This is a genomic window from Luteimicrobium sp. DT211 (assembly GCF_049844995.1).
GTDB lineage: Bacteria > Actinomycetota > Actinomycetes > Actinomycetales > Cellulomonadaceae > Luteimicrobium.
Genome location: NZ_JBNCMC010000004.1, coordinates 415,198 through 429,795 on the forward strand (window position 1 = coordinate 415,198; position 14,598 = coordinate 429,795).

Annotated in this window: 8 protein-coding genes; all 8 read left to right on the forward strand. The window is 71.0% G+C overall.

Features of this window, described 5'->3' with window-relative positions; all coding sequences use genetic code 11:
- Window positions 1-544: 544 nt before the first annotated feature.
- The 8 genes from ACLQ14_RS12795 to rpsG all read left to right on the forward strand — a co-directional run bounded on the left by ACLQ14_RS12795 (window position 545) and on the right by rpsG (window position 14,544).
- A complete protein-coding gene (locus ACLQ14_RS12795) occupies window positions 545-2,542 on the forward strand; it encodes a CHAT domain-containing protein (RefSeq protein WP_425813536.1) in 1,998 nt (665 codons plus the stop codon).
- 43 nt (window positions 2,543-2,585) lie between these two features.
- Window positions 2,586-3,881 carry an MFS transporter gene (locus ACLQ14_RS12800; protein ID WP_425813538.1) on the forward strand — a complete coding sequence of 432 codons (1,296 nt, stop codon included), beginning with the start codon at window positions 2,586-2,588 and terminating at the stop codon, window positions 3,879-3,881.
- 289 nt (window positions 3,882-4,170) lie between these two features.
- Window positions 4,171-4,701, forward strand: a complete 531-nt coding sequence (gene rplJ, locus ACLQ14_RS12805; protein WP_425813540.1) for a 50S ribosomal protein L10 — start codon at window positions 4,171-4,173, stop codon at window positions 4,699-4,701.
- A 101-nt stretch (window positions 4,702-4,802) separates the two neighbouring features.
- Window positions 4,803-5,189, forward strand: coding sequence for a 50S ribosomal protein L7/L12 (gene rplL / locus ACLQ14_RS12810; RefSeq protein WP_425813542.1), 387 nt, complete (start codon window positions 4,803-4,805; stop codon window positions 5,187-5,189).
- A gap of 533 nt (window positions 5,190-5,722) precedes the next feature.
- A complete protein-coding gene (gene rpoB / locus ACLQ14_RS12815; RefSeq protein ID WP_425813544.1) occupies window positions 5,723-9,232 on the forward strand; it encodes a DNA-directed RNA polymerase subunit beta in 3,510 nt (1,169 codons plus the stop codon).
- A gap of 130 nt (window positions 9,233-9,362) precedes the next feature.
- Window positions 9,363-13,232: a DNA-directed RNA polymerase subunit beta' gene (locus ACLQ14_RS12820; protein WP_425813546.1), complete on the forward strand. Its 3,870-nt coding sequence runs from the start codon at window positions 9,363-9,365 to the stop codon at window positions 13,230-13,232.
- Between the two features lie 467 nt (window positions 13,233-13,699).
- A complete protein-coding gene (gene rpsL, locus ACLQ14_RS12825; RefSeq protein ID WP_425813548.1) occupies window positions 13,700-14,074 on the forward strand; it encodes a 30S ribosomal protein S12 in 375 nt (124 codons plus the stop codon).
- A complete protein-coding gene (rpsG, locus tag ACLQ14_RS12830) occupies window positions 14,074-14,544 on the forward strand; it encodes a 30S ribosomal protein S7 (protein ID WP_425813550.1) in 471 nt (156 codons plus the stop codon). Before rpsL ends, rpsG begins: the two co-directional genes overlap by 1 nt.
- The last annotated feature ends 54 nt before the right edge of the window (window positions 14,545-14,598 follow it).

Below are 14,598 nucleotides of genomic sequence, written 5' to 3' on the forward strand. Positions count from 1 at the left end.
CCGCGCGCGGCACCGGGAAGCGCTCCGGATCTCGGGTCCGTTGGCAGACCAGATCTCGCACGTCGTCGCACGGGAGTCGACAGCGGCCGAGTTTGCGGAGCTCAGCGAGTTGCTGGTGGGCACGTTGGTGTCGATCGCCGGCTCCCTCTTCGCTGTCAATGGGGATCTGGGAGCCAGCGAGGCTGCGCTCGCCAGGGCAGAGGACGCTGCCCGGCGAAGTGGTGCGCGCGGCCTCATGGGGCTCGTCGAGGCGCAACGCGGGAACCTGCTGCTGCGTGCAGGAGATCCGCGCTCAGCACGGCGTGCGTTCAACCGGGCGCTGGCCGCGCTTCCTTCCGCCGACGACCGGGCTCGAGCGATCGCGCTGCTGAACCGTGGCTCGGCGGCGGCCGAGCTCGGGGACGTCACAGCTGCTCTTGCGGACTATCAGACTGCCTACGCACATTCCGCGGCGCTCGGCCACGACTACTTCATCGGGTTGTCGCTCCATAACGTCGGTTCCGCCACCCACCTTCTCGGCGACCTGCCGGGTGCGCTCACCGCCATGGACGACGCCCGCCGGCACGCGCCGGAGCAGGACGACGGCATCCCCCTCCTCGGGAAGGCGGAGGTCCTCGTCGAGGCGGGCCTGTGGACCGAGGCGAACGCGGCGCTCGCGGACGCCATCCCGCAGCTCCAGCGCGCGGGCCTGCGGCTCGACCGTGCGGAGGCGGAGTACTTCCGTGCGCGCACGCTGCTCGGGCTGAGGCGATACCCGGACGCGAAGCGGTGGGCGGCGCTGGCGCGGCGTCATTTCCAGGCGGGCGGGCACGCGTCGTGGGCGGTCGTCGCCCGCGTGCTGGAGCTCGAGATCGAGCTGTCCCGCGCGCGCTCGCAGGGCGTCCCGTCGGCGCGCGCGTGCCGCCGTCGGGCGCTGGAGGCGCTGGACGTCGCGGACCAGGGGAGCGCGACGGGCGCGGTCCTGGGCCGGGAACCGTCGGTCGGGGCGCGGCTGATCGCGGTGCAGTGGCTGGTGTCGGCGGGGGACGTCGAGGCGGCGCGTGGCGTCCTCGCGGAGGTCCCAGCCAACCTCCAAGGGGCGCCGGTGTCGCTCCGTGTGCAGCGCAGCGCCGTCGCGGCCGAGCTCGCGTTCGCCGCGGGGGACCGGCCGGCGGGCCTGCGCGCGGTCAAGCGGGGGTTCGGGATCCTCGCCGAGCACCGCGCCCGCCTCGGGTCGGTCGACTCCGTCGCGGCCGCGGCGGTGCACGGCGTGAGCCTCAACTGGACGGACGTCGCGGCGGCCCAGGCGACGGGCCGCGCGTCGGCCGTGTTCGACGCGGTCGAGCGAGGGCGCGCGACGTTCGCCGGGGCGGCCCGGGTCACCCCGCCGGACGACCCCGAGTCGGCGGAGCTCTTGGCCACGGCACGCGCGCTCCTCGCCCGCGCGCGCGAGCTCCCCGTCGACACGGATCCGGCTGCCGCGCGCGAGCGGGCCGACCTGCACCGCCGCGCGCGCGTCCTGCAGGACCGGCTGAGGGAGCGGTCGTGGCAGCGCACGGGAGACGCGGAGGTCGCACACGCCGTGACGAGCCGTGAGCTCGTCCGGCTGCTCCGGGGCCGCGGCGACGGCGCGGTGGTCGCGGACTACATCGTCGCCGACGGGAGGGTGCTCGCGGTCCGTGCGGACGGGCGCGGCATGCGGCTGCTCGACCTCGCCGACGCCGCGCACGTGGCGGAGCGGGTCCGCCGCATCCGCGCGGACCTGCAGATCGTGTCGAACGAGCTCATCCCGCACCCGCTCCACGATGTCGCCGTCGCGTCGCTGGCGGCGGGCCTGCGCCGGCTCGACGACCTGCTCGTGCGTCCGCTCGGGGCCGAGTCCGACCTGTACGTCGCGGCCCGCGACCCGCTGATCGCCCTCCCGTGGTCGTCGTTCCCGTCGCGCCGCGGGCTGCGGACGGCGGTGAACTCGCACGTCGCCCGGGGTCGGGTGTCGGACGGCGACGACCGGGAGCCGCGTGTGCTCGCGGTGGCGGGCCCCGGGGTGCCGCACGCCGACCGGGAGGCGGAGTCGGTCGCGCGCGGCTGGGCCCGCGGCGCCGCGCTGACGGGCGCGGAGGCGTCGACCGAGTCCGTCCGGCGCGCGCTCGCCGACCACGACGTCGTCCACCTCGCCGCGCACGGGCGGCACGACGCGGACAACCCGCTCTTCGCGTGCATCGAGCTCGCGGACGGCCCGCTGTTCGCGCACGAGCTGGACGGCCTGCACCTGCCTCGCTCGGTCGTCGTGCTGTCGGCCTGCGAGGTCGGGGGCTCGTCACCGGGGCTCGGCGGCGAGGTCCTCGGCCTGACCTCGGTCCTGCTCCGCCTGGGGGCGCGCGCGGTCGTCGCGTCGGTCGCGCCGCTGCCCGACGCCGTGGCCGCGGACGTCATGCCGCGCCTCCACGCCGAGCTGCGCGCCTCCGACGACCCGGAGGCCGCGCTCGCCGTGGCGCTCAGCGACGTCGACGAGCCGGTCCCGCTCGTCTGCTTCTCGTCCGTCGCGGGCCTGTCACCGGCTTAGTGCGGCCTTCCGAGCCCGCGGCAAGGTCCGCTAGCCTCGGCCCGTGCGCGTGCGACGTGGGGGAGCGTTCGGTCGGCTGTGGTGGTCGATGATGTCCGCGTACCTGGCGGACGCGCTCGTCTGGACCGCGGCGCCGCTGCTGGCGGTCCGCCTGACCCAGGACCCTTTCGCCGTGTCGGCGATCTCGGCGGCGTCGTACCTGCCGTGGCTGCTCTTCGGGGTGGCCGCCGGCGTCGCAGCCGACCGCTTCGACCGTCGCCGGCTGCTCGGCGTCGCGAACGTCGCCCGCGCGGGCGTCGTCCTCGGCGCGGCCGCCCTCGCGGCGGCGGGCCGGATGCCGGTCTGGGGGCTCGTCGTCCTAATCTTCGTCGCCGGGGTGCTCGAGACGGTCGCCGAGGAGGGCAACCAGGCGCTCCTGCCACGCGTGGTCGAGCCGTCGGGGCGCGACGCGGCGAACTCGCGGGTCGTGGCGGGTACTCAGGTCGCGCAGGGACTCGTCGCGCCGTCGGCGGCCGCGGCCCTGGTGGCGGTCGCGGCGGCGGCGCCGTTCGTCGTCTCGGGCGTCGCGTTCGCGGCCGCGGCGGTCCTGGCGCTGCTCCTCCCGCGTACGACGGCGGCCCGCACCGAGGCGGTCCCGCGCGCGCCACGTGGGGGCTTCTTCCGCCAGCTCGACGACGGCGCCCGGTTCCTCTGGCGCGACCGGCCGCTCCGGACGCTCCTGCTCGTGACGACCGGTTCGGCGACCTGCCTGACGCTCGCCCAGGCGGCGCTGGTCGTGTTCGTCGTCCGGACGCTCCACGTGCCGGACGCGCTGGTCGGCGTCTTCCTCGCCGTCGGTGCGCTCGGGAGCGTGGCTGCGTCGGCCCTGCTCGCGCCCGCCGTGCGCCGGATCGGGAGACCGTGGGTGCTCGCCGGCGCCGGACTGGTCTGCGGTCCACCGCTGGTCGTGTTCGGCGTCGTGCCCGGTTCGCGGGCCGGCGTCGTGGTGGGCGCCGTCGCCTACGCAACGATGTCGCTCGGCGTGGCCGTGTGGAACTCGCTCACGGTATCGGTGCGGCAGCACCGGGTTCCGGACGACCTCCTGGGCCGCGTCTCGGGGACGTGGCGGACGGTCTGCTGGGTGCTGGTGCCCCTCGTCACGCTCGCGGGCGGCGCGCTGGCGCGGGTCGATCTCCGGCTGCCCCTGGTGCTCGGAGGCGTTCTCGCGACGATCCTGGCGGTGCTCACGGCGCGGCCGGTGGTGCGTGCGGTGGCTGCCGCGACGGACGGCGGGGCTGCCGGTCCCGCCGACGACGACGCCGGTGCGGGGCAGCCGGAGCTCGTCGGCGCCGTCCCCTGACGGCGGTGGGGACGGGGCGGGTTTGGCCGTCCCGGCCCCGTGGCCTACCATGGATCTGTACCCAAGACCGCAGGTCGTCGACGCCTGCCCGGAACCCGGTTAGCCGGGGCACGGGGAAGCGTCACCGAAGTTCCGCTCCCGAGCGGAGACCGGCGCAGGTGCGAGCCTCGTGAACGGCGTCCTCACGGAAGCCGATCGTTCCTGAGAGCCCCGCCCTGCGCGGGGCTCTTTCTCGTTTCGCGGGATGCTCGGCACGGCGCGCTGCGGCACCACCATCGGAAGGATTGCCATGGCGAGGCCGGACAAGGCAGCCGCAGTTGCCGAGCTCACGGACGCGTTCCGCGAGTCGAACGCTGCCGTGCTGACCGAGTACCGCGGGCTCACCGTCGCGCAGCTCAAGACGCTGCGTCGGTCGCTCAGCGGCAACGCAACCTACGCCGTGGTGAAGAACACGCTGACCGCCATCGCGGCCAAGGAGGCCGGGGTCGACATCGCCGACACCGACCTCGCCGGCCCGTCGGCGATCGCCTTCGTGACCGGTGACCCGGTCGAGGCGGCCAAGGGTCTGCGTGACTTCGCCAAGGCGAACCCCGCGCTCGTCATCAAGGGCGGTGTCCTCGACGGGCGCCCCCTGACGAGCGACGAGGTCACCAAGCTCGCGGACCTCGAGTCCCGCGAGGTCCTGCTGGCCAAGGTGGCCGGCGCGATGAAGGCCAAGCTCTTCCAGGCTGCCTACGTCTTCACCGCGAACACCGCCCAGGCCGCTCGCGTCATCGATGCCCTGCGTCAGAAGCAGGAATCGGAGGGCGCTGCCGCCTGATCCGTGCTCGCACGGATCAGCTCAGCGCACGCACAACCCCCCTGCTTCTGGCGGGCCCGGCACCGGGCCGCTGACGAGCACTGAACGAAAGGAACGCCATCATGGCGAAGCTCAGCACCGAAGAGCTCATCGAGCAGTTCAAGGGTCTGACCCTCATCGAGCTCAACGACTTCGTGAAGGTCTTCGAGGAGACCTTCGAGGTCACCGCGGCCGCCCCGGCCGCCGTTGCCGTCGCGGCCCCCGCCGCGGGCGCCGAGGCCGCTGCCGAGGAGGAGAAGACGGAGTTCGACGTCATCCTCGAGGCCGCCGGCGACAAGAAGATCCAGGTCATCAAGGAGGTGCGCGCCCTCACGTCCCTCGGTCTCAAGGAGGCCAAGGACCTCGTGGACGGCGCCCCGAAGCCCGTCCTGGAGAACGCCACCAAGGAGGCCGCGGACAAGGCCAAGGCTGCCCTCGAGGGCGCCGGCGCCACCGTCACCGTCAAGTGATCACTCTCCTGTGATCTCGGCCCCGTCCGCGGGGCCGGTCTGACGGCGGTTCGCGAACTGCTGCACGAGGCCCCCACCCGACCGGGTGGGGGCCTCGTCGCGTCCCGAGAGCGGGAGGGGCGGGACCGACGTCGTGCACCGATCGGCGTGGCCGACTTCACGAACCGGGGGAGGGTGTGCCACGATGTCGGGGCCGGGACGGCCTGGCGCGCCAGCAGGACAGCGACGTGCGACCGGGCCGACGGAGGCAGACGCGGGCGCGGGGAGTGCCGCGGTTGATGCGGCGGGCACGTGGCCGAGCAGACGACGCGAGAGCGTCGGGGAGACGACGGGCAGAGCGGCCCGGCGACAGGGGCTGGACCTGGACGCAACTTCCGGGTATGCTAGCGCTTTGCGCTGTCCTGTGCCCCCGATCTCAGATACCCCTCGACCTTCCGGCGACGTACGTGCGCGTCGCGCTGCGGTGGAGGTGGCGGTGATCGATCCCGGCCCGGCGGTGCAGCGTTCTTTCGATCTGCAGGGAAGGACCCCTCTTGGCTGCCTCGCGCACCCCTTCTGCTCCGTCCGCTGACGCCATCGCGAACCGAACCGCCTCCCCCCGAGTCTCCTTCGCCAAGATCTTCGAGCCCCTCGGCGTCCCGGACCTCCTGGGTCTTCAGACCGAGAGCTTCGACTGGCTCCTCGGCAACGAGAAGTGGCAGGCGCGCGTCGCCGCCGCTGTCGAGGCCGGCCGCCAGGACGTCCCGGAGACCTCCGGCCTCGAGGAGATCTTCGAGGAGATCTCGCCGATCGAGGACTTCGGCCAGACGATGTCCCTGTCGTTCTCCAACCACCGCTTCGAGCCGCCCAAGTACACGGCCGACGAGTGCAAGGAGAAGGACTTCACGTACGCCGCGCCGCTCTTCGTCACCGCCGAGTTCGTCAACTACACGACCGGTGAGATCAAGAGCCAGACCGTCTTCATGGGCGACTTCCCGCTCATGAGCGACCGCGGCACCTTCATCATCAACGGGACCGAGCGCGTCGTCGTCTCGCAGCTCGTCCGTTCGCCGGGCGTGTACTTCGAGCGCGTCGCGGACAAGACGAGCGACCGCGACATCTTCAGCGCCAAGGTCATCCCGTCGCGCGGCGCGTGGCTCGAGTTCGAGATCGACAAGCGCGACGCCGTCGGCGTGCGCGTCGACCGCAAGCGCAAGCAGTCCGTGACGGTGCTGCTCAAGGCCCTCGGGATGACGGAGTCGGAGATCCGCGAGGAGTTCGCTGCGTTCCCGTCGATCCTCGACACCCTCGAGAAGGACCACGTCCACACCCAGGACGAGGCGCTGCTCGACCTCTACCGCAAGATCCGCCCGGGCGAGCCGCCGACGGTCGAGGCCGGCCGCGCGCTCCTCGAGAACTTCTACTTCAACTCGAAGCGCTACGACCTCGCCAAGGTCGGCCGCTACAAGCTGAACAAGAAGCTCGGCGTCGACGTGCCCCTCGCCGACTCCACGCTGTCCCAGGCCGACGTCGTCGCGACCATCAAGTACCTGGCCGCGCTGCACGCCGACGTCACGAACCTCCCCGGCACGCGGGGTGGCGAGGCCGTCGAGGTCCGCGTCGAGACGGACGACATCGACCACTTCGGCAACCGCCGCATCCGCGCCGTGGGCGAGCTCATCCAGAACCAGGTCCGCACCGGCCTGTCCCGGATGGAGCGCGTCGTGCGCGAGCGCATGACGACGCAGGACGTCGAGGCGATCACGCCGCAGACGCTCATCAACATCCGTCCCGTCGTGGCCTCCATCAAGGAGTTCTTCGGGACGAGCCAGCTGTCGCAGTTCATGGACCAGAACAACCCGCTCGCGGGCCTGACGCACAAGCGTCGTCTGTCGGCCCTCGGCCCGGGCGGTCTGTCCCGCGACCGCGCCGGCATGGAGGTCCGTGACGTCCACCCGTCGCACTACGGCCGCATGTGCCCGATCGAGACGCCTGAAGGCCCGAACATCGGCCTCATCGGCTCGCTCGCGTCGTACGGGCGGATCAACCCGTTCGGCTTCATCGAGACGCCGTACCGCCGGGTCATCAACGGCCGGGTCACCGACGACGTCGAGTACCTGACCGCGGACGACGAGGACCGGCACGTGATCGCCCAGGCGAACACGCCCCTCGCGCCCGACGGCACCTTCGTCACCGACCGCGTCCTCGTCCGCATCAAGGGCGGCGAGACCGACGACGTCCTCGCGACGAACGTCGACTACATGGACGTCTCGCCGCGCCAGATGGTGTCGGTCGCGACCGCGCTCATCCCGTTCCTCGAGCACGACGACGCGAACCGCGCCCTCATGGGCGCCAACATGCAGCGCCAGGCCGTGCCGCTCGTGCGTTCCGAGCTCCCGCTCGTGGGCACCGGCATGGAGCGTCGCGCGGCCGTCGACGCCGGCGACGTCATCGTCGCGACCAAGCCGGGTGTCGTCACCGAGGTGTCGGCCGACCTGGTGACCGTCGTGAACGACGACGGCACGACGTCGACGTACCGGGCGCAGAAGTTCCAGCGCTCCAACCAGGGCACGAGCTACAACCAGCGCGTGATCGTGGACGAGGGCCAGCGCGTCGAGGTCGGCTCCGTCCTCGGCGACGGCCCGGCGACGGACGAGGGCGAGCTCGCGCTCGGCCGGAACCTGCTCGTCGCGTTCATGTCGTGGGAGGGCCACAACTACGAGGACGCGATCATCCTCAGCCAGCGGCTCGTCCAGGACGACGTCCTGTCCTCGATCCACATCGAGGAGCACGAGGTCGACGCCCGCGACACCAAGCTCGGCCCGGAGGAGATCACGCGGGACATCCCGAACGTCTCCGAGGAGGCGCTGGCCGACCTGGACGAGCGGGGCATCATCCGCATCGGTGCCGAGGTCGCGGCCGGCGACATCCTGGTCGGCAAGGTCACGCCCAAGGGCGAGACCGAGCTGACCCCGGAGGAGCGTCTGCTCCGCGCGATCTTCGGCGAGAAGGCGCGCGAGGTCCGCGACACGTCGCTCAAGGTCCCCCACGGCGAGTCGGGCACGGTCATCGGCGTGCGCGAGTTCAACCGCGAGGACGGCGACGAGCTGCCCGCCGGCGTGAACCAGCTGGTCCGCGTGTACATCGCCAACCGGCGCAAGATCACGGACGGTGACAAGCTCGCCGGCCGTCACGGCAACAAGGGCGTCATCTCGAAGATCCTGCCGATCGAGGACATGCCGTTCCTCGCCGACGGGACCCCGGTCGACGTGATCCTCAACCCGCTCGGCGTGCCCGGCCGCATGAACGTCGGCCAGGTGCTCGAGACCCACCTCGGGTGGGTCGCCAAGCAGGGCTGGGACATCACGCTGGCCGAGGGCGACGACCTGTCCTGGCAGAAGAAGGTCCCGGAGATCGCCGCGAAGGCCGAGCCGGGCACGCCCGTCGCGACCCCGGTGTTCGACGGCCTGGAGGAGGTGGCCCTCACCGGCCTGCTGTCCACCACGCTCCCGAACCGCGACGGCGTCCGCACCGTCGGTGGCGACGGCAAGGCGCAGCTGTTCGACGGCCGCTCCGGCGAGCCGTTCCCGGCTCCCGTGTCGGTCGGCTACATGTACATCCTCAAGCTGCACCACCTGGTGGACGACAAGATCCACGCGCGGTCCACGGGTCCGTACTCGATGATCACGCAGCAGCCGCTCGGTGGTAAGGCGCAGTTCGGCGGCCAGCGCTTCGGCGAGATGGAGGTGTGGGCCCTCGAGGCCTACGGCGCGGCGTACACGCTGCAGGAGCTCCTCACCATCAAGTCCGACGACGTCCCCGGCCGCGTGAAGGTGTACGAGGCCATCGTCAAGGGCGAGAACATCCCCGACTCGGGCATCCCGGAGTCCTTCAAGGTGCTCCTCAAGGAGATGCAGTCGCTGTGCCTGAACGTGGAGGTCCTCTCCTCGGACGGCACCACGGTCGAGATGCGCGAGTCCGACGACGAGGTGTACCGCGCCGCGGAGGAGCTCGGGATCGACCTGTCGCGTCGCCCGAACGCCTCCAGCGTCGAAGAGATCTGACGAAAGCGACCCGGCCGTGCGCCGTCCTGCACGGACGCCGGCCGGGCTGCCACCACTGCTCCAGACATTCCCTGCACTGTTCACCACCGGGGCCACCGGCCCCACGGTGAGACGAAGGAAGTAGGAAACCTTGCTCGACGTCAACGTCTTCGACGAGCTGCGCATCGGCCTGGCCACGGCCGACGACATCCGTGCCTGGTCGCACGGCGAGGTCAAGAAGCCCGAGACCATCAACTACCGCACCCTCAAGCCCGAGAAGGACGGCCTCTTCTGCGAGAAGATCTTCGGCCCCACCCGGGACTGGGAGTGCTACTGCGGCAAGTACAAGCGCGTGCGCTTCAAGGGCATCATCTGCGAGCGCTGCGGCGTCGAGGTGACGCGCTCGAAGGTCCGCCGTGAGCGCATGGGCCACATCGAGCTCGCCGCGCCCGTCACGCACATCTGGTTCTTCAAGGGTGTGCCGAGCCGCCTCGGCTACCTGCTGGACCTCGCCCCGAAGGACCTCGAGAAGGTCATCTACTTCGCGGCCTACATGATCACGTGGGTCGACGCCGAGGGCCGCCAGGAAGACCTCCCCAACCTCCAGAACGAGATCGACCTGGAGCGCAAGGAGATCGAGAACCGGCGCGACAACGACATCAACACCCGCGCCACGAAGCTCGAGGCCGACCTGGCCGAGCTCGAGGCCGAGGGTGCCAAGGCCGACGCGCGCCGCAAGGTCCGCGACTCGGCCGAGCGCGAGATGGCGCAGATCCGCAAGCGCTCCGACGCGGAGCTCGACCGCCTCGACCAGGTCTGGGACCGGTTCAAGAACCTCAAGGTCGCCGACCTCGAGGGCGACGAGCTGCTCTACCGTCAGCTCCAGGACCGCTACGGCAGCTACTTCGAGGGCTCGATGGGCGCCGCGGCGATCCAGAAGCGCCTCGAGAGCTTCGACCTGGACGCCGAGGCCGAGTCGCTGCGCGAGATCATCCGCAGCGGCAAGGGCCAGCGCAAGACCCGCGCCCTCAAGCGCCTCAAGGTGGTCAACGCGTTCCTCACGACCACCAACTCGCCCACGGCGATGGTGCTCGACGCCGTCCCGGTCATCCCCCCGGACCTGCGCCCGATGGTGCAGCTCGACGGTGGCCGGTTCGCGACGTCGGACCTCAACGACCTGTACCGCCGGGTCATCAACCGCAACAACCGCCTGAAGCGGCTCCTCGACCTCGGCGCGCCCGAGATCATCGTGAACAACGAGAAGCGCATGCTCCAGGAGGCCGTGGACTCGCTCTTCGACAACGGCCGTCGTGGTCGCCCGGTCACGGGCCCCGGCAACCGTCCGCTGAAGTCGATCTCCGACATGCTCAAGGGCAAGCAGGGCCGGTTCCGCCAGAACCTGCTCGGCAAGCGCGTCGACTACTCGGGCCGTTCGGTCATCGTCGTCGGCCCGCAGCTCAAGCTGCACCAGTGCGGCCTGCCGAAGCAGATGGCGCTCGAGCTGTTCAAGCCGTTCGTCATGAAGCGGCTGGTCGACCTCAACCACGCGCAGAACATCAAGTCCGCGAAGCGCATGGTCGAGCGTGCCCGCCCGGTCGTGTGGGACGTGCTCGAGGAGGTCATCACCGAGCACCCGGTGCTGCTGAACCGTGCACCCACGCTGCACCGTCTCGGCATCCAGGCGTTCGAGCCGCAGCTCGTCGAGGGCAAGGCCATCCACCTGCACCCGCTCGTGTGCGCCGCGTTCAACGCGGACTTCGACGGCGACCAGATGGCGGTCCACCTGCCCCTGTCGGCGGAGGCGCAGGCCGAGGCCCGCGTCCTCATGCTGTCGAGCAACAACATCCTGAAGCCGTCGGACGGCCGCCCGGTCACCATGCCCTCCCAGGACATGATCATCGGTCTGTTCCACCTGACGAACGACCACAAGGGCTCCGAGGGCGAGGGTCGCGCGTTCAGCTCGGTCGCCGAGGCGATCATGGCGTTCGACCAGGGCACGCTCGACCTGAACGCCGAGATCAAGCTGCGGATCCCGGACCTGGTCCTGGACCCGGCGACGGCGCCCGAGGGCTACGTGCTCGGTGAGCCGTTCCTGTTCACGACGACGCTCGGCCGCGCGATCTTCAACGACACGCTGCCGGTGGACTACCCGTACGTGAACGAGATCGTCGACAAGAAGCGTCTGTCGACGATCGTGAACGAGCTGGCGGAGCGCTACCCCAAGGTGGACGTCGCCGCGTCGCTCGACGCGCTCAAGGAGGCCGGCTTCCGCTGGGCCACCCGTTCGGGCGTCACCATCGCCATCTCGGACGTCGCGACGCCGTCGGCCAAGCCGGCGATCCTCGCGGAGCACGAGGAGCGTGCGCTCAAGGTCCAGCAGCAGTACGACCGCGGTCTGATCACGGACGACGAGCGCCGCCAGGAGCTCATCGAGATCTGGACCCAGGCCACCGACAAGGTCGCGACGGCGATGCGGGAGAGCTTCCCGGAGCGCAACACGGTCTTCACGATGGTCGGCTCGGGCGCGCGTGGTAACTGGATGCAGGTCCGTCAGATCGCCGGTATGCGCGGCCTCGTGGCGAACCCGAAGGGCGAGATCATCCCGCGCCCGATCAAGTCCAACTACCGCGAGGGCCTGTCCGTCCTCGAGTACTTCATCGCGACCCACGGTGCCCGCAAGGGCCTCGCGGACACCGCGCTGCGTACCGCGGACTCCGGCTACCTGACCCGTCGTCTCGTCGACGTGTCGCAGGACGTCATCATCCGCGAGGAGGACTGCGGCACCGAGCGCGGCCTGCCGTTGCCCGTCGCCGAGAAGCTCGGCGACACCCTGGTCCGCCACTCCAAGGTGGAGACCAGCGTGTACGCGCGCAGCCTCGCCTCGGACGTCGAGGACGCCGACGGCAACGTCGTCGGCCACGCGGGCGAGGACGTGGGCGACGTGCTCATCGAGCGCCTCGTCGAGGCCGGCGTCACGGAGGTCAAGGTCCGTTCGGTCCTGACCTGCGAGTCCCGCGTCGGCACCTGCGCCAAGTGCTACGGCCGGTCGCTCGCGACCGGCAAGCTCGTCGACATCGGCGAGGCCGTCGGCATCATCGCGGCCCAGTCGATCGGTGAGCCCGGCACGCAGCTGACGATGCGTACGTTCCACACCGGTGGTGTCGCCTCCGCGGAGGACATCACCCAGGGTCTGCCGCGTGTCACCGAGCTCTTCGAGGCCCGGACCCCGAAGGGCGAGAGCCCGATCGCGGAGTTCTCGGGTCGCGTCGCGATCGACGACACCGAGCGCACCCGCCGGATCGTGCTCACGCCCGACGACGGCTCGGAGGAGATCGCCTACGCCGTCAGCAAGCGCTCGCGCCTGCTGGTGAACGACGGCGACCACGTCGAGGTCGGCACCCAGCTCGTCCAGGGCGCCGTCGACCCGAAGAAGGTGCTGCGCATCCTCGGCCCGCGTGCGACGCAGAAGCACCTGGTCGACGAGGTGCAGGAGGTCTACCGCTCCCAGGGCGTGGACATCCACGACAAGCACATCGAGGTCATCGTCCGGCAGATGCTGCGCCGCGTGACGGTGCTCGACTCGGGCGACTCGCAGCTCCTTCCGGGCGAGCTCGCCGAGCGCGGCCGGTTCGAGGACGCGAACCGCCGGGCGGTCGCCGAGGGCGGTCAGCCGGCCTCGGGTCGTCCGGAGCTCATGGGCATCACGAAGGCGTCGCTCGCGACGGACTCGTGGCTGTCCGCGGCGTCGTTCCAGGAGACCACGCGCGTGCTCACGGAGGCCTCGATGAGCGGCCGCCGCGACCCGCTGCTGGGCCTCAAGGAGAACGTCATCCTCGGTAAGCTCATCCCCGCCGGCACGGGTCTCCCGCGCTACCGCGAGGTCGACGTGGAGCCGACCGAGCAGGCGCGGGCCGAGCTCTTCCCGACGTTCGGCTACGACGAGATCGACTTCTCGCCGCTCGGCATGGGCACGGGCGAGGCGATCCCGCTCGACGACATCGACTTCGGCGACTTCCGCTGACGTCGTCCCGTCCGAGACCCCGAGGGGCCTGCCGCGCTGCGGTGGGCCCCTCGGGCGTCCCGGGCTTCCGGGCTCCGGACGCGGGTGCGCCGGAGGGGCGCCCTCGGGTAGGGTCTCCCGCTCTTTGACGGGACTTGCGGCGCCACGTAGACTTGTCGACTGTTGCCCGCGCCGTCGGGCCTGCTCTGATGCACCAGGGTGTTCGTGACGACCTCGAGTCTGTCCCGAACCGTCCGCCGACCTCGTCGGTGGCCCCTCGTGTCCGTTCGGATCTGGGCCTGATGTGAGTGCGCGGGCGAACCGCTCCGCCGGCCCTCCCAGGTCGTCGCGGACGGACCATCGGGCCGGTGGAAAGTGGCTGTAGCAGCACCCTCGGGTGCTGCTGGCGCCTCTTGCTGCCGGCGCCCCAGACACAGACCACTGTCGAGGCAGTCGCCTCGAGCAGCTCGAGAAGACACGGAGACGTAGTGCCTACGATCCAGCAGCTCGTCCGCAAGGGGCGGACATCGAAGGTGTCGAAGTCCAAGACACCCGCGCTCAAGGGTTCGCCCCAGCGCCGCGGCGTGTGCACGCGCGTGTACACCACCACCCCCAAGAAGCCGAACTCCGCGCTCCGCAAGGTCGCGCGCGTCAAGCTGTCCTCGGGCATCGAGGTCACGGCGTACATCCCCGGCGTCGGCCACAACCTGCAGGAACACTCCATCGTGCTCGTCCGCGGCGGCCGAGTGAAGGACCTCCCGGGTGTCCGCTACAAGATCGTGCGCGGCGCGCTCGACACGCAGGGCGTCAAGAACCGCAAGCAGGCGCGTAGCCGCTACGGCGCGAAGAAGGAGAAGGCCTGATGCCTCGTAAGGGTCCGGCCCCCAAGCGGCCGCTCGTCGTCGACCCCGTCTACGGGTCGCCCATCGTCACCCAGCTCGTCAACAAGGTCCTGCGCGACGGCAAGAAGTCGACCGCCGAGGCCATCGTCTACGGCGCCCTCGAGGGTGTCCGTGCGAAGACCGACCAGGACCCCGTCGTCGTGCTCAAGCGCGCGCTCGACAACGTCCGCCCGGCCCTCGAGGTCAAGTCCCGCCGCGTCGGCGGCGCGACCTACCAGGTGCCGATCGAGGTCCGCCCCGTGCGCGCCACGACGCTCGCGCTGCGCTGGCTCACCGACTACTCGCGCGCCCGTCGCGAGAAGACGATGACGGAGCGCCTGACGAACGAGATCCTCGACGCCTCCAACGGTCTCGGTGCTGCGGTCAAGCGCCGCGAGGACATGCACAAGATGGCCGACTCGAACAAGGCCTTCGCGCACTACCGCTGGTAGTCCGCCCCACGGCCCCGGCAACGCCGGGGCCGGGGGAGGCTCCGCACCATGCCG